The organism is Streptomyces sp. NPDC058678 (genome assembly GCF_042714835.1).
Classification (GTDB): domain Bacteria; phylum Actinomycetota; class Actinomycetes; order Streptomycetales; family Streptomycetaceae; genus Streptomyces.
Genome location: NZ_JBHXSG010000037.1, coordinates 39,773 through 54,799 on the forward strand (window position 1 = coordinate 39,773; position 15,027 = coordinate 54,799).

14 protein-coding genes are annotated in these 15,027 nt (G+C 71.5%); 11 read left to right on the top strand and 3 right to left on the bottom strand.

What is annotated here, in order from left to right; translation table 11 throughout:
- Positions 1–122: 122 nt before the first annotated feature.
- The 5 genes from ACFWWR_RS29365 to ACFWWR_RS29385 all read left to right on the top strand — a co-directional run bounded on the left by ACFWWR_RS29365 (position 123) and on the right by ACFWWR_RS29385 (position 5,553).
- Positions 123–2,609 carry a thioester reductase domain-containing protein gene (locus tag ACFWWR_RS29365; protein ID WP_384306231.1) on the top strand — a complete coding sequence of 829 codons (2,487 nt, stop codon included), beginning with the start codon at positions 123–125 and terminating at the stop codon, positions 2,607–2,609.
- Positions 2,606–3,742, top strand: a complete 1,137-nt coding sequence (locus ACFWWR_RS29370) for an alpha/beta hydrolase (protein ID WP_384306233.1) — start codon at positions 2,606–2,608, stop codon at positions 3,740–3,742. The genes ACFWWR_RS29365 and ACFWWR_RS29370 overlap by 4 nt, the downstream gene beginning before the upstream one ends.
- A 67-nt stretch (positions 3,743–3,809) precedes the next feature.
- Positions 3,810–4,589 (top strand): alpha/beta fold hydrolase, encoded by a 780-nt coding sequence (locus ACFWWR_RS29375; protein ID WP_384306236.1) that lies wholly within the window; start codon positions 3,810–3,812, stop codon positions 4,587–4,589.
- A 142-nt stretch (positions 4,590–4,731) separates the two neighbouring features.
- Positions 4,732–5,163, top strand: a complete 432-nt coding sequence (locus ACFWWR_RS29380; RefSeq protein ID WP_383868839.1) for a spore-associated protein — start codon at positions 4,732–4,734, stop codon at positions 5,161–5,163.
- 243 nt (positions 5,164–5,406) lie between these two features.
- On the top strand, positions 5,407–5,553 hold the full coding sequence (locus ACFWWR_RS29385; RefSeq protein ID WP_383868836.1) for a hypothetical protein: 147 nt from the start codon (positions 5,407–5,409) through the stop codon (positions 5,551–5,553).
- 22 nt (positions 5,554–5,575) lie between these two features.
- Here ACFWWR_RS29385 and ACFWWR_RS29390 read toward each other — a convergent pair whose 3' ends face one another.
- Positions 5,576–6,070, bottom strand: coding sequence for a lamin tail domain-containing protein (locus ACFWWR_RS29390; RefSeq protein WP_383868834.1), 495 nt, complete (start codon positions 6,068–6,070; stop codon positions 5,576–5,578).
- Positions 6,071–6,207: 137 nt separating this feature from the next.
- On the opposite strand from ACFWWR_RS29390, the gene ACFWWR_RS29395 reads away from it, so the two are divergent.
- Entirely contained in the window at positions 6,208–7,071 is an 864-nt protein-coding gene (locus ACFWWR_RS29395) for a DUF1932 domain-containing protein (protein WP_384306239.1), read from the top strand.
- 37 nt (positions 7,072–7,108) lie between these two features.
- Here the strand turns inward: ACFWWR_RS29395 and ACFWWR_RS29400 are convergent, their stop codons facing one another.
- Positions 7,109–7,579: a hypothetical protein gene (locus ACFWWR_RS29400; protein WP_384306242.1), complete on the bottom strand. Its 471-nt coding sequence runs from the start codon at positions 7,577–7,579 to the stop codon at positions 7,109–7,111.
- A 176-nt stretch (positions 7,580–7,755) separates the two neighbouring features.
- Between ACFWWR_RS29400 and ACFWWR_RS29405 the strand changes: the two genes are divergently transcribed.
- The 5 genes from ACFWWR_RS29405 to ACFWWR_RS29425 all read left to right on the top strand — a co-directional run bounded on the left by ACFWWR_RS29405 (position 7,756) and on the right by ACFWWR_RS29425 (position 14,139).
- Entirely contained in the window at positions 7,756–8,361 is a 606-nt protein-coding gene (locus tag ACFWWR_RS29405) for a LysE family translocator (RefSeq protein WP_383868826.1), read from the top strand.
- Between the two features lie 2 nt (positions 8,362–8,363).
- Positions 8,364–9,065 carry a B3/4 domain-containing protein gene (locus tag ACFWWR_RS29410; RefSeq protein WP_384306307.1) on the top strand — a complete coding sequence of 234 codons (702 nt, stop codon included), beginning with the start codon at positions 8,364–8,366 and terminating at the stop codon, positions 9,063–9,065.
- Between the two features lie 439 nt (positions 9,066–9,504).
- Positions 9,505–11,127, top strand: a complete 1,623-nt coding sequence (locus ACFWWR_RS29415; protein WP_384306245.1) for a PLP-dependent aminotransferase family protein — start codon at positions 9,505–9,507, stop codon at positions 11,125–11,127.
- 98 nt (positions 11,128–11,225) lie between these two features.
- Positions 11,226–12,656 (top strand): cytochrome P450, encoded by a 1,431-nt coding sequence (locus ACFWWR_RS29420; RefSeq protein ID WP_384306248.1) that lies wholly within the window; start codon positions 11,226–11,228, stop codon positions 12,654–12,656.
- 34 nt (positions 12,657–12,690) lie between these two features.
- Entirely contained in the window at positions 12,691–14,139 is a 1,449-nt protein-coding gene (locus ACFWWR_RS29425; protein WP_384306251.1) for a glyceraldehyde-3-phosphate dehydrogenase, read from the top strand.
- Positions 14,140–14,322: 183 nt separating this feature from the next.
- Here the strand turns inward: ACFWWR_RS29425 and ACFWWR_RS29430 are convergent, their stop codons facing one another.
- Complete coding sequence (locus ACFWWR_RS29430) at positions 14,323–14,841, bottom strand: GNAT family N-acetyltransferase (RefSeq protein WP_384306254.1); 519 nt, start codon at positions 14,839–14,841, stop codon at positions 14,323–14,325.
- Between the last annotated feature and the right edge of the window lie 186 nt (positions 14,842–15,027).

Below are 15,027 nucleotides of genomic sequence, written 5' to 3' on the forward strand. Positions count from 1 at the left end.
CGGATCGTGCGTCCGCCGCGGCGTCGGCGTCGGATCGTGCGTCCGCCTCGGCGTCGGATCGCGTGCCTGCTGCCGGCGGGGCGCCGGCCGCTGGGCCGCCGTCTGTTTCTGTCGCGGATCCGTTGCTCGCGTCGGCGTCGGCGTCGGCGCCGGATCGTGCGTCCGCCTCGGCGTCGGATCGCGCGCCTGCTGCCGGCGGGGCGCCCGCTGCTGGGCCGCTGCCTGCCCCCGTCGCCGAACCGCCGCGCACCTCCGCGTCCGACCGCACGCCTGCCGCCGCCCCGACTCCGGACCTCGAGGCCCTGGTCACCCTCATAGCCACCGCCGCCGGCCGTCACCTCCCCGGCGGCCACCTCTCTCCCGACGCGGACTTCTTCGATGCCGGCGGCAGTTCCGTGAACGCCGTGGAACTCGTCGCGGAGCTGGAGGACCGGCTGGGCCTGGAGATCGACCTGGACGAGGTGTTCGCGGACGCCCGTCCGCGCAGCCTCGCCCGGCGCTGGCTCGAGGCGGCCCCCACGGCCGGGCTCCGCACGCATACGCCCGAAACGACCGCCCGCACTGCCACGGTCACCCCCGCGCCGCCGACCGCCATCGCAACGGCCCCCCGCACGCCCACGGCCACCCCCGCACCACCGGCCACCATCACCACACCAGGTACGGCATCGCCCCCGGCCTCCGTACCCGTCCCGGCAGCACCCCCCGCCGCGCCAGCCCCTCACTCCACGGCCCGCCGCGAGGACCACTCCACGGCCCACCGCAAGGACCCCTCCACGGCCCGCCGCGAGGACCTCGACCAGATCCTCGCCGACCTCGCCCTCGCCGACCGCCTGCCCTTCACCGGCTCCCCCGAGCCGCTGCCGCCCCGGCGCATCCTGCTGACCGGCGCGACCGGCTTCCTCGGCAGTCACATGCTGCTGGACCTCCTGCGCCACAGCGACGCACACGTCTACTGCTTGGTCCGCGCGGCCGACGAGGACGCGGCCCTCGCCCGGCTCGGGGAGGCGCTCAGGAGCTATCACCTGCCCTGGTCCTCGGAGGTGCGCCGCCGGATCACCGTGCTGCCCGGCGACATCCGCCGCCCTCACCTGGGCCTGTCCGACGACCTCTGGAACACCCTCGCCCACGAACTGGACAGTGTGGTGGGCGTCGCCGCCGCCGTGGACTTCCTGCGCGGATACCAGTCCCTGCGGCAGAGCAACGTCCTGGGCACCCTGACCCTGGCCGAACTCGCCGCGACCGGTCGCGCCAAGCCGCTGCACCACATCTCCTCCATCGCCGTCTTCAACGAGGTCGGCATCACCGCCATGGGCGAGGACGACCCGCTCGCCCACGTGGACCGCCTCATCGCCGGCTACGACCAGACGAAGTGGGCCGCCGAGGTCGCCATGCGCCGCGCCCGCGACCACGGCCTGGTCGTCACCGCCCTGCGCCCCGGCGGCATCGGCGGCCACACGAAGACCGGCGCCTACAACCCCCAGGACCTCAGCAGCGGCCTGTTCTCGGCCTTCGCCCGCTTCCGGACCGTCCCGGCCTTCCGGCACCTGAACGCCGCCCCGGTGGACTGGGTGAGCCGGGCCGCGGTCGCCGCGATCTGCGAACCCGACGCCTGGGGCTACGACTACAACCTGACCGGCGTACCCAACACCCTCGACGACGTCGTACGGGACATGGCCCTCGGCGGGATGCACGTGCGCGTCCAGGACTGGGACGAGTGGCGCACGGACACCCTCGCCCGCCTCCAGGCCGAACCGGTGCCCGAACTGACCTTCCTGTCCCGGGTGTTGCAGAGCCCCACCGCCCTCAAACTGTGCGAGGCGACCCTCACGGGCCCGGCCGCCACCATGGACCGCACCGCTGCCCTCGTCGAGGCACTCGGCCTAGAACCCGCGGCCCGCTACGACGCACGGGCCCAGCTGAAGACGTTCGAGCGGCTCGCCGGCGACGGTCTGGCCCGGCTGCCGCACAAGGACGACCAGCCCTACCTGTGGTTCGCGGAGACCGCCGAGGGCGCCGTACGCCCGATCGGCACCTCGGCGCCCGCCACCCCCTGCTCGACGGAGCTCACCCTCTCCATCGCGAGCATGCACCAACTGGTCACCGAGCGCCGGGTGGACGTGCGCGGCGACCTCCACTGCACCGCCCTCCACCCCGAACCACTCGTCGTGGAACACGGCGACGTCTGGATCCGCCCCGAGGAGGGCATCCCCCACCAGCACGGCCTGCGTCACCAACTCCTGTGCTACCGGCTGCGGTTGCGGGACACGGACGGTGGACGCTGGTGGCTGGAGGGCCGCAAGTACGCCCGTGCCCGCCGCGACGTGTGGCGGCAGACCCGCTCGCTGAGCGTCGAGATCGGCCGCGAGGGCGAGTCCGCCCACCTGGCGGGCGAGATCGTCGTCCCCGCCGACAGCTACCTACGGGACCAGATCGACGGCATCAAGGTCGACCCGCGTCTGACCAGCCAGGAGAAGCGGGCCGCCAAGTTGACCTGGCTGGCGTGGTTCGGCCTGGAGATGGGCCGCGGTCTGCTCGGCCCCTTCGCCCGGGCCGCCGCCGACCTGCTCGACCTGCGCCGCACCCACACCCCCACGGAGCACAAGCGATGATGTTCAGGACACCGAACACCAGGACCAGGCCCGCGCTGCGCAAGGTCCGCACCACCACGGCCCTGCGCCCGCTCCGCCACCGCCTCGATCCGACGCGGGTCGAGGAGATCCCCTTCCGCGCGGGCGACGGGGTCCGCCTCGGCCTGACCCGCGTCGACAGCGGCGAGGCCGGCCGTCCCGCCGTCCTGCTCCTGCACGGCCACACCGCCTCCGCCGACATGTTCCTGCTGCCCGAGACCCGCAACCTCGTCGACGTCCTCCTCGACGACGGCTACGAGCCGTGGCTGCTGGACTGGCGGGGCAGCTGCCGGCTGCCGTACAACGAGACCGGCCAGAAGTACACCTACGACGACGTCGCCCTGTACGACATCCCCGAAGCCGTCGCCCACATCCGGGCCCGCATCGGCGACCGGCCCCTGTTCGTCGTCGCCCACTGCATCGGCTCGCTCACCCTCTCGCTGAGCATGACGGCCGGCCTGGTCCCGGGCCTGGCCGGTGTCGTCTCGCAGGGCGTGTTCCTCACGCCGAAGCTCGCCGGTCGCACCTCCCTGCGCATGACCCTGGCGGGAGAGCTGCTGAAGTCCCGCATCCACCACATCCCCGTCGACATCCGCAAGGTCGGTCTGTGGTCGAAGTACACGCCCTTGTTCGCGCTGGCCTCCCGCAAGGCGAGCTGCCCCGACCCGACCTGCCAGATCCTGCACAACTCCGCCTGGGGCACCGGCGCCTCGCTATTCGTCCACGAGCACCTCACCGGGACGACCCACGACCGGCTCGCCGACCTTCTCGGCCCCGCGCCCCTGTGGATCCTGCCGCACCTGCGCCGCATCGAGCTGGCCCGCACGGTGGTCCGCTGGCACGACACGGACCTGCGCTACCGGGCCCTGCCCCAGAACGCCCTGGACGCGGCCGCCCGCATCGACACGCCCGTCCTGCTGCTCTCCGGCAGCGAGAACGGCCTGTGGCAGGACTCCCAGAAGCTCTGCCACGACGTCCTCGCCCACCGGCAGCCCCAACTGGACGTCACCTACACCGAGATCCCCGGCTACGGCCACCTCGACACGTTCCTGGGCCGGGGCGCCGCCCTCGACGTGTTCGGTCACATCTTGGATTTCCTCGGACGTCGACGGTGACGACGGCCCGCCCGCCCTTTACCGTACTCGGCAGTAACTCCATCGACCCCGCAGGAGGCCAGGCCCTATGCCACAGCTCGCCCTCGACGGCGCCACACTGACGTACGACGACGAGGGCCCCCGCGACGGTGACGCCACTCCGCTGGTGTTCATCCACGGCTGGACGGCCAACCGGCATCGCTGGGACCACCAGCTGGCCCACTTCGCCGCGAAGCGGCGGGTGATCCGCCTCGACCTGCGCGGCCACGGAGAGAGCACCGGATCGGGCGCCCGCACGATCGACGACCTGGCCGGTGACGTCATGGCCCTCCTCGACCACCTGAAGGTCGACCGCTTCATCCCCGTCGGCCACTCCATGGGCGGCATGATCGCGCAGACCATCGCCCTCGCCCACCCCGACCGGGTCGCACGCATGGTGCTGGTGAACTCCATCAGCAAGATGGCCTACAGCCGGGGGAGAGGTCTGCTGATGGCGGCCTCCACCCTGGTCCCGTTCAAGCTGTTCGTCGCCGCCAACATCCAGCGCGCCTTCGCCCCGGGCTACCCGCGCGAGGAGATCCGCGCCTACATCGGCGCCTCGGCGGCCACCCCGCGCGAGGTGGTGATGACGCTCTACGGCGCCATGCGGGCCTTCGACGTCCTCGACCGCGTCGCCGAGATCAGCATCCCCACCCTTCTGGTGCACGGCTACCACGACGTCCAACTGCCCGTCGCCCAGATGCTGCGCATGGCGACGGCCTACCCGGACGCCGTCGTGCGCATCCTGGACGCCGGCCACGAACTGCCGGTGGAAAAGCCGGCGGAACTCACCGCCGCGCTCGACGGTTTCGTCAGTACCCGGGACTGAGCGGACACGGCCACGGACCCGTTCACTCCGTGTCCGGGTTCCGTAACCGGTGCCGGTGGCCTACAACGCCGGCCGGGTGACGGCGGTCAAACCCTGCGACGTCGACACGCTGTCGGAGCAGTCGACGAAACGGGGGATTCACATGAACATCATTCAGCGTGCCGCAGCGGTCGGAGCGGTCACAGCCGCTGTGGTCGGCGCCCTGGGGGCCGTCGCACCGCAGGCGGGAGCGGCGACGCCGCCGGCGAAGTACAACGGGGTCTGCGGGGCGGGCTACACGGTGGTCCACTCGGCGCCGGTCGGCACGGCGGGCACGGTGTACCTGACGTACAACCCGGCGACCGGACTCGACTGCGTGGTCACCGTGCGCGCGCGTCCCGGCAGTGCCGTGTCCATGCTGGCCGCGCTCACAGACGCTCAGGACGTCGACCCCGAGTTCGACGACGGCCTCTACACGACCTACGCCGGTCCGGCGTACATCGGCCACCCCGGCCACTGCGTGAGCTACTGGGGTCGGATCGCCGGCCAGAGCGGAGGAGCGAACAACGTGCACTGCGCACCACTGGCCGACTGAGCCACCGCATAGAAGTGCCCGGAGCCGAGGGAACGGCGGCCGCCAGGTCGCCGTTCCCTCGAGTCATATGTAGGTTGCTGACCCAGGCGATGTCGCTGTCGGTGACTCGGTCGTCGGCTGCTCGCGCAGGTTGTGGCAGGCGCGGGCGGTTTCAGCTGCCCGCGCAGCCGCGGCCTGAACCGTCCGGCAACGGGTACGCGCAGTGACGAGGGAGCGAATCCTGCCGACCGAGGAGGAACGACCATGCCGAGCGTCATCCAGCGCATCAAGCAGTTCACCAGGAGTCCTCAGGGGCGTCGCACCATGGAGCAGGCGCGACGCACCGCGTCCGACCCGCGCCGCCGTGCCCAGGCGAAGCGCCTGCTGAGCAAGTGGCGCACCCGAAGGTGACCGGAACGGCCGTGACGGTTCGTCAGCCGTGGAAGGTGATGTAACCGTTGCGGTCGGGGTCGGAACCGCTCTTTGTGTACGCGTGCACGTCCGCCCGGCTTCCGGAGGGCTTGTACAGGTAGATCGTGTCCTTGTCGTTGTTCCAGATGAAGTTGCAGTTCTGGCGGTAGACGACGTTCTTCGCGTCGGAGTCGGTGCCCTTGCCGCCGCGCAGCTTCACGTAGTCGCCGGGCTGGAGATAGTGGGCGGCGGTGAAGTCGAACCTGTTGCCGACCGCGTCCTTGACGACGTACCCCTTGAGGTTGACGGTCGCCGAGGCCGAGTAGTTCTTGATCGTCAGGTACTCGTCCTTCGTGTTGCCGGTGGAGCAGTTGTTGGAGTCCGAGCCGGGCGCGTCGTACTGAACACCCTTGAGCTTCAGGGCGGACGAGTATTCGGCGGCCTGCGCCGGTGCGGCCGTCACGGCGGCTATCGAGCCGACGGCGGCGACCATCGCCAGGACATGGCGTGTACGCATGAGGAATCCCCCCAGTGGTGCGAATGGAGCGGCAGGAGCTTATCTCCCTCATGAACATGACGTGAGGGGAATGTGCGCGAAATGTGAAGCACCTGGCGTCGAAGGGGTGTCTCGCCGACGGCGATAGGGTCCCGTTCATGGTTCATACCGACGTGGGGATCGTGCACCCCGGTGCCATGGGTGCGCGGGTGGCGGCACAGGCGATGGCCGCGGGGAGCAGGGTCTGGTGGCTGCCGCAGGGCCGGTCGGCCGCGACCGGTCGGCGGGCCGCCGAGTGGGGGCTGAGGCCCGCGGCAGACATGGCGGAGTTGAGCGCCCGGTGCACCCTGCTCCTCAGCGTGTGTCCTCCGGCCGCCGCCCTCGACGTCGCACGCCAGGCGGCGACCGCCGGCTTCGACGGTGTCTACGTCGATGCCAACGCGGTCAGCCCGCAGCGCATGGCGCAGATCGCCGAGGTGCTGCACGGCACCGGGGCGACTCTGGTCGACGGAGGCATCACCGGACCGCCACCTCGTGCGGCCGACACCACCCGGCTGTACCTGTCGGGCGACGACACGGTCGTGGCCGGCGTCAGGGCGTTGTTCGATGGGACACTGCTGACCCCGGTCGCCCTGGCCGGCCCGGTCGGCCGGGCGTCGGCGCTCAAGCTGTCCTTCGCCGCCTACAACAAGATCTCGTACGCGCTCGCCGCCGAGGCCTGCGCCCTGGCGGAAGACCACGGCGTCCTGGACGACCTTCTCGACGTCGCCGCACACCTGCTGCCCGACACCCCACTGGCCCGGCCGGAGCAACTGGCCGGAGCGGGTCCCAGGGCCTGGCGCTGGGAGCCGGAGATGAGGGAGATCGCCGACGCCTGGCGGGGGAGCGGCCTGCCGGGCTCCTTCGCCGACGCCGCGGCGGACACCTTCGAGCGGTGGCACACCCACAAGGACGACAAGACCGTGACCAGCGGCCAGTTGCTCGCCGACCTGCTGCGGCGAGAGCCGGACGAGGCCGGGTGACGGCCGGGGTCGGCAGACCGTCCGGCCAGGGCATCACTCAGTTCCACAGCGAGTACGTCACCGTGCGCGCCAGCCGCTCCGGCCTGTCGCCGGTGAAGGTGAGCGTCATCCGGGCGTAGCGCTTCTCCTGCGGATCCTTCTTCCAGCTCTGCGGATGGTCGAGCCGGACGACGACGCGATACGAGTGGAACGTCCCCGCCGCACAGTACGGCTTGCAGTCGTTCACCCAGTTGATGCCCTTCGCCTGCGCCGAAGCGGCGTCCCAGCGCGCCCACCGGAGCGAGGCCAGGCGACTGTTGCCGTCACCGCAGGCCAGGATGAAGTCGGCGGGACGGACCTGCGGCTTCGACAGGCAGTCGACGAGCACGGTGGGCCTGGCCTGCTGCGCCCCGGCCCGCCCCGGCGACGCCGGCGCCACCGCCGGGGAGGCGGAGGCCGGACCCATGGCCGCCACGAACGCCGTCGCGGCACACAGCGCCGCCGCCTTGGTCACCGCGAGTCTGCGCATGTCCGCTCCCGGCCGTCCGTGCCCGTGTCGGTACCGACGCTACGACCGTGACCGGTGATGCACCACTCGAACGGCGCAACGACTTATGGACCACTGAACCCCGCCCACTTTGGCTCTGTGCGCCGGGCCATGACCGCGAAAGGGTGGCAGGACAACCAATCCTGCGGAGGCCCTCCTTGAGCATCGCGTTCCTGCTGACCACCCTCGTCGTGGTGGTCACCCCCGGCACCGGCGTGGTCCACACCCTCGCCGCTGGACTGTCCCACGGCCGCCGCGCGAGCGTCATCGCCGCCTTCGGCTGCACCCTCGGCATCGTGCCGCACCTGGTCGCGACGATCACCGGCCTCGCCGCACTGCTGCACACCAGCGCCGTCGCCTACGAGACGGTGAAGTACCTCGGCGTCGGATACCTGCTGTACATGGCGTGGGCGACGTTGCGCGACAAGGACGCGCTGACGGTCGAGACGGATTCCGCACCACGACCTGCGGCCCGCGTGATCGCCTCCGGTGTGCTGCTCAACCTGCTCAACCCGAAGCTCACGATGTTCTTCGTGGCGTTCCTGCCGCAGTTCGTCCCCGCCGGCGAGTCCGGCTCCCTCGGCGCGATGCTCCGGCTCAGCGCCGTCTTCATGGCCCTCACCTTCGTCGTCTTCGTCGCGTACGGCATGGGCGCCGCCGCCGTACGGCACCACGTGCTGGCCCGCCCCCAGGTGATGACCGGCATCCGCCGGGTGTTCGCCGTCTGCTTCGTGGCCCTGAGCGCACGGCTGGCGGTGGCGTGAGCATGCTCTTCCGGCACGCGGACGCCCTCTGGGCCGACTACCCCGAACTCTCCGCCGGCGCGCTCCACGCCACCGGCATCGACGCCGCCGCCGACGTCGCCCCGCGCGTCGCCGAGTACACCTCCCGGGCCACGGCCAGGCTGGCCGACGCCTCCGAGAGCGCGTTCCCCGAGGTGCTGGCCTGGCGGCGGGCCTTCTCCCGGATGGGGCTGAAGCCGACGCAGTACCGGTGCGCCTCGGAATCGCTGCTGCGGCGACTGCGCAAGGAGGGCGAACTGCCCCGGATCCACCCCGTGGTCGACCTGTGCAACGCGCTCTCGGTCGCGTACGGCGTACCGGTCGCGGTCCTCGACGTCGACCGCATCTCCGGCCCTCTGCTCGAGGTGCGGCGAGCCCACGGCGACGAGCACTACACGACCTTCGGCGGCGGCACCGAGCGCCCCGCGCCCGGCGAGGTGACCTTCGCCGACTCCGCCGGGCGGGCCCACGCCCGCCGCTGGACCAACCGCCAGAGCGGCCACTCCGCGGTCGGCGAGCACACCAGCCGCATCCTCGTCGTGACGGAAGCGATGCACGACGGCGGCGCGGAGGTCGTACCCGAACTGCTGAAGACCGCCGCCGAGGAACTGACCGCGCACTGGCCGACGACCACCGCGTCAGCCGTCCTCACCCGCTCCGCGCCGGAGTTCGGCTTCGACGACTAGATCTCGCCCGGGGCACGGACGGACGCGTGGCACCATGGGCCCGATGAACGAGGGGGAACGGACATCGCACGGACACAGCGCCGCCGCCGACCCCGCACCGGGGAACGGAGCCTCCCCGGCCCCGGGCTCCGGCACCGCCCGACCGGCGGTCGGAGGGGGCCCGTTGGACGGCGCTGAGGCCGCCGCCCGGTCGGCGGCTCGCGGGACCCGGGTGTACAGCTCAGGCGAAGCCGGGCAGGCCGCCCGAGGCCCCCTGCCCCACGGCTCGGGCAAGCCCCCGTCGGGCGAGTGCGGTACTGCGTCCCTGGGTCCCGATTCCGCCCCGCCTCGGAATGGCGGTCCTGCGTTGCAGGGCTTCGATGTGGCGCCGGTTCCGGAGGGTGGCGTTGCGTCGTCGGGCGCCGATTCGCCCGCGCCTCAGGACGGCGGCTCTGCGTCGATGGGCCCCGATTCAGCCCCGCCCCGGGCCGGTGGTGCTGCGTCGCACGGCTTCGATCCAGCACCAGCACGGTTCCTGGACGGCAGCTCTGCTTCCCATGCCTCCGACAGGGGCCCGTCGCCGGCCCCCGGCCCTTCGACCTACGGCTCCGACTTCCTCCAGCTCGACGCCGGTGACGCCTCAGGTGCAGGCAAGGCCGAGTGGTTGGCCACGCGGCTGCGGCAGGCGATAGCCGACGGACGGCTGGCGGTGGGCAGCAGGCTGCCGCCCACCCGGGTGCTCGCCGGCGAGCTGCGCGTCTCCCGAGGGGTGGTCACCGAGGCGTACCGGCGGCTCACCGAGGACGGTCACGTCGAGGGTCGCCGACGTGGCGGGACGGTGGTGGTCGCGGCCCCCGCGGTGCCGCCGCCCGCGCCCCCCACGGGCCGTACCGGTGCCGTCGACGACGCCGTACCGGGCACGCTGTTCGTCGGCGAACCCGGCGCCGAGGTCTTCGACGCCCTGCGCGCCGTCCGCGCGCGCGTCGACTTCACCCCCGGCCAACCCGACCTCGCGGCCTTTCCCCGCACGGCATGGCTGCGCGCGGAACGGGCCGTACTCACCGACCTGTCCGCCGAACACCTCGGCTACGGCGACCCCCGCGGCGCCCCGCAGCTGCGCCGGGCCGTCGCCCGGTGGCTGGCGCGCAGCCGGGGCATCCGGGTGGAAGCGGACGAGGTACTGATCGTCGCCGGCACGGCACAGGCGCTCACCCTGCTGCACCCCGTGCTGCGGGCGGCAGGCATCGACAGCGTCGCGGTGGAGGACCCGGGCTCGCTCGGCACCCGCCAGCATCTTCTGAACGGAGCCCTGGCCACCCCGCCGGTACCGGTCGACGACGACGGGGTTCGCGTGGACGCACTGCGCGCCACCGGCGCCCGCGCGGCGCTGCTCACCCCCGCCCACCAGTTCCCCACCGGCGTGGTCATGAGCGGCGAACGCCGCCGCGAACTGCTGCGCTGGGCGGAGGAGGGCGGCCTGATCGTCGAGGACGACTACGACGCGGAACACCGCTACGACCGGCCGCCGGTCCCGGCGCTGCGCGCCCTGCTCGCCGACCACGTGTGCTACGCGGGAAGCGTCTCCAAACTCCTCGCCCCCGCCCTGCGGATCGGCTGGCTGGTACCCCCGCCCCGCTATCGCGACGCGCTGACCGAGGCGAAACGCTTCACGGACCTGGGCAACGCGGTCCTGCCGCAGCTGGTGCTCGCCCGGCTCATGGACTCCGGCGACCTGGAACGCCACCTGCGTCTGCTGCGCGGCCGGCACCGCCGCCGCCGGGACGCGATGATCGACGCCATCGCCGCACACCTGCCGGGCGCGACCGTGCACGGCGCCGCGGCCGGTCTGCACCTGACCGTGACGTACACGCCGCAGGTGCCCGACACCGAGCTGGCCGCCGCCGCACTCGCCCGCGGCGTGAAGTGCCAGCCCCTGTCCTGGCACCGTCAGCTCCCCGGCCGCCCCGGCCTCGTCCTCGGCTACGCGGCCACCCCGCCCGGTGCCATGGCCGAAGGAGTGGCGGCGCTCGGCGAGGCACTGCGGACCCTCAGCCAGAACCGCCTCCCGCGCAAACATCCGTGAATGTGACGTTCCGATCACGCTCGGCCCGCATTCCACGCGGTGATCTCGGGCATGCATTCGGGGGTTTTGACGGCCCCCACGAGGAGTGATGCACCCCGATGAGCGCCCCCGCGTCGCCCGCCGCCACCCCTGCCCCCACCACCACCGCCCCCGGTGCCTGGCCGCTGATCGGCCACGCCCACCGGCTCGCCCGCGACCCGCTGCCGTTCTTCACCTCGCTGCGGGAACACGGCAGCGTGGTGCGGATACGCATCGGACCGACACCCGCCTACGTGGTCACCGACCCCGCCCTGACCCGCCGGGTCCTGGTCACCGACGCCGCGCACTTCGCCAAGGGCGGCAAGATCATCGACGCGCTGCGGGTCTTCTTCGGGGACGGCCTCGCCACCGTCGCCGACGGAGACACCCACCTGCGCAACCGCCGCCTGATGCAGCCCATGTTCAACAAGGCGCACATCGCCGAGCGCGGCGACGCGATGATCGACCAGGTCCGGTCGATGGTCGGTGCCTGGCCGGACGGTGAAACCCGCGACGTGTACGCGGACATGAACGACATCACGCTCGCCGCGTTCCTGGTCGCCCTGTTCGGCGCCGACCTGCCCGAGCACCTGGAGGGCGAGTTCACCGCCCTCATGCCGGCCATCATGAAGGGAACGATCCGGCAGACGATCCTCCCCTCCTGGATCACCGCCCTACCGCTGCCCGCCAACCGCGCCCACGCGCAACGCGTCGCACGCCTCCGCGCCCTCATCGACCAGGCCATCGACCACCACGCCGACGCGACGGACGACACGACGGACACCGCGCCACCCACGGAATGCCCCCACGCCGCGGCCCAACAGCCCGAGCGGACAGGCCTGTTCAAGAGCCTGCTGACCGCCGACGAACCGCTCAGCCGCCAGCAACTGCAGGACGAGGCCATCACGTTGCTGACGGGAGCGATCGAGACGACCGGCACCACGCTGGCCTGGACCCTGTACGAAATCACCCGGAACCCCGGCGTGGAGCAGCGGCTGCGCGAGGAGCTCGACGCCGTGTGCGGGAACCACCCCCTGCGGTACGAGGACGTCGACCGGCTCCCCTACGCGCGCCAGGTCCTGCAGGAGACGATCCGCAAGTACGGCCCCGCCTGGATGGTCACGAGGACCGCCACCCGGGACATCGATCTCGGGGACCACCGCATCCCCGAGGGCGCGGACGTCGTCTGGAGCCCTTATATCCACCAGCACGACCCCGCCCACTTCCCCGACCCCGAGACCTTCGACCCGGACCGCTGGGAGCCGGACCGCGCCGCGGGCACCCGAGGCTCGTTCCTCGCGTTCGGAGACGGCCGCCGCAAGTGCATCGGCGAGAACTTCGCCTGGGCCGAACTCCAGATCATCCTGGCCACCGTTCTCAAGACCTGGCCCGGCCTAGAACTCACCTCCCGCTCCCCCCGCCCCCAGGCCGTCGTCACGGTCAAACCCGACATGATGACCATGGCGTACCACCGGAACCCCGCCACAGTGACCGAAACAGAGAGGTACTAGCATATGAGCGCCACCTAGCTCGAAAGAGAAAACTGTGACTGTCAACGAGGACTCGTTCACCAACTGGAAGAAACGCGAGGAGATCGCGGAGTCGATGATCCCGATCATCGGGAGGCTGCACCGGGAGCGGGACGTGACCGTGCTGCTCCACAGCCGTTCCCTGGTGAACAAGTCAGTGGTCAGCATTCTCAAGACCCACCGGTTCGCCCGGCAGATCGCCGGAGAGGAACTGTCGGTCACCGAGACCCTGCCGTTCCTCCAGGCCCTCACCACCCTGGACCTCGGCCCGTCCCAGATCGACATAGGCATGCTGGCCGCGACGTACCGGAGCGACGACCGCGGCCTGTCGGTGGCGGCCTTCACCGCCGAGGCCGTCGCCGGTGCCACGGGCGCGAACAAGATCGAGCGCAGTGAGGGACGCGACGTCGTCCTGTACGGCTTCGGCCGCATCGGCCGCCTCGTCGCCCGACTGCTCATCGAGAAGTCGGGCTCCGGCAACGGCCTGCGCCTGCGCGCCATCGTCGTCCGCGGCGGCGGGGCCGCCGAGGATCTCGTCAAGCGCGCCTCGCTGCTGCGCCGCGACTCCATCCACGGCCAGTTCCAGGGCACGATCACCGTCGACGAGGCGAACAGCGCGATCATCGCCAACGGCAACGAGATCAAGGTGATCTACGCCAACGACCCGTCGGAGGTCGACTACACGGCGTACGGCATCAAGGACGCCATCCTCATCGACAACACCGGCAAGTGGCGCGACCGCGAGGGCCTTTCACAGCACCTGCGCCCCGGAGTCGACAAGGTCGTCCTGACCGCGCCGGGCAAGGGCGACGTCCCCAACATCGTGCACGGCGTCAACCACGAGACGATCAAGCCGGACGATCAGGTCCTGTCCTGCGCCTCCTGCACCACCAACGCGATCGTCCCGCCGCTGAAGGCGATGGCGGACGAGTACGGCGTCCTACGCGGCCACGTGGAGACCGTCCACTCGTTCACCAACGACCAGAATCTGCTGGACAATTACCACAGTGCCGACCGCCGAGGCCGCTCGGCGCCGCTCAACATGGTCATCACCGAGACCGGCGCGGCCTCCGCCGTCGCCAAGGCGCTGCCCGAACTCAAGGCGCCGATCACCGGCAGCTCGATCCGCGTTCCCGTGCCGGACGTCTCGATCGCGATCCTGAACCTCCAGCTCGCTCGCGAGACCACCCGCGAAGAGGTCCTCGACCACCTCCGGGACGTGTCCCTGACCTCGCCGCTCAAGCGCCAGATCGACTTCACCACCGCCCCCGACGCGGTCTCCAGCGACTTCATCGGCTCCCGCCACGCCTCGATCGTCGACGCCGGCGCCACCAAGGTGGAGGGCAACAACGCGATCCTCTACCTCTGGTACGACAACGAGTTCGGCTACTCCTGCCAGGTCATCCGTGTCGTCCAGCACGTCTCCGGGGTGGAGTACCCGACCTACCCGGCCCCGCTGGTCTGATCCCCGAGGCGGCCCGACCGGCGTACGGCCGGCAGCGCGCCGTCCCTGCGAGCGGGCAACCCTGTTGCGCCTGGAACCAACGCCGTCGGCGGGGCGGAGTCCTTCCGGCTCCGTCCCGCCAACAGCGGCTGACGCACGGGCATCACCGGAGGCGACACCGTCGAGGACGCCGCAGCCCGCGGATCACCGCCGCAGCAGATCCGCCTCCGTGGCCCGGAACCGGAGCAACTCCCCGTCGGAGCCAACCCGTCGGAAGCCGGCCTTCTCCAGCACTCGGACCGACGGCGGGTTGGACTGCTCCACGTCGGCGTGCACCGCGTGCACGCCGGGTGCGGTGAGGGCGAATTCCGTCAGGGCTCGGGCGGCCTCAGGGGCGTAGCCGAGCCCTCGACGGCCGGCCACGATTCCGTAGCCGATCTCCAGTCGGCCGTCGGCGGGCGGCCAGAACAGCCCGACCGAGCCGACGACCAGACCACTGGCGCGCTCGACGACCTGACGGTGGCCGTACTCGCCGAGCCAGCCGGGATGCTCGGCGAAAAGACCCGCGACGACCTGATCGCCCTCCGCGGGAAAGTCCTCGGCCCAGTGGCCGAGCCGGACCCCGCGCAGAACGGCATCGATCTCGGCGGCGGACCACGACCGCAGCACGAGGCGGTCGGTCAGCAGATCTCCGGCGTGGGCGGGTGTGAGGGACGAAGGCACGTGACACTCCTGGTCGTTGGGACGACCCGGACCACACTCCCGAAGGACGCGGACCGGACAAGGGCATGCTGAACACGGCCGACGGCAGCCATATTCATCAACCTCCCTCGCCGCAATGTGCTCACGCGCTTGTCGCGCGCGGTGACGCTATCCACGCCCGGGCAGACGCGGCAACTCCTTTTCAGC

What these genes read in the sequence shown, in the direction of transcription:
- ACFWWR_RS29385 (WP_383868836.1), top strand. Translation starts at nt 5,407, where the DNA reads ATGCCGAGCGTCATCCAGCGCATCAAGCAGTTCACCAGGAGTCCTCAG.
- ACFWWR_RS29395 (WP_384306239.1), top strand. Translation starts at nt 6,208, where the DNA reads ATGGTTCATACCGACGTGGGGATCGTGCACCCCGGTGCCATGGGTGCG.
- ACFWWR_RS29370 (WP_384306233.1), top strand. Translation starts at nt 2,606, where the DNA reads ATGATGTTCAGGACACCGAACACCAGGACCAGGCCCGCGCTGCGCAAG.
- ACFWWR_RS29415 (WP_384306245.1), top strand. Translation starts at nt 9,505, where the DNA reads ATGGGCCCCGATTCAGCCCCGCCCCGGGCCGGTGGTGCTGCGTCGCAC.
- ACFWWR_RS29390 (WP_383868834.1), bottom strand. Translation starts at nt 6,070, where the DNA reads ATGCGTACACGCCATGTCCTGGCGATGGTCGCCGCCGTCGGCTCGATA.
- ACFWWR_RS29420 (WP_384306248.1), top strand. Translation starts at nt 11,226, where the DNA reads ATGAGCGCCCCCGCGTCGCCCGCCGCCACCCCTGCCCCCACCACCACC.
- ACFWWR_RS29410 (WP_384306307.1), top strand. Translation starts at nt 8,364, where the DNA reads ATGCTCTTCCGGCACGCGGACGCCCTCTGGGCCGACTACCCCGAACTC.
- ACFWWR_RS29380 (WP_383868839.1), top strand. Translation starts at nt 4,732, where the DNA reads ATGAACATCATTCAGCGTGCCGCAGCGGTCGGAGCGGTCACAGCCGCT.
- ACFWWR_RS29400 (WP_384306242.1), bottom strand. Translation starts at nt 7,579, where the DNA reads ATGCGCAGACTCGCGGTGACCAAGGCGGCGGCGCTGTGTGCCGCGACG.
- ACFWWR_RS29375 (WP_384306236.1), top strand. Translation starts at nt 3,810, where the DNA reads ATGCCACAGCTCGCCCTCGACGGCGCCACACTGACGTACGACGACGAG.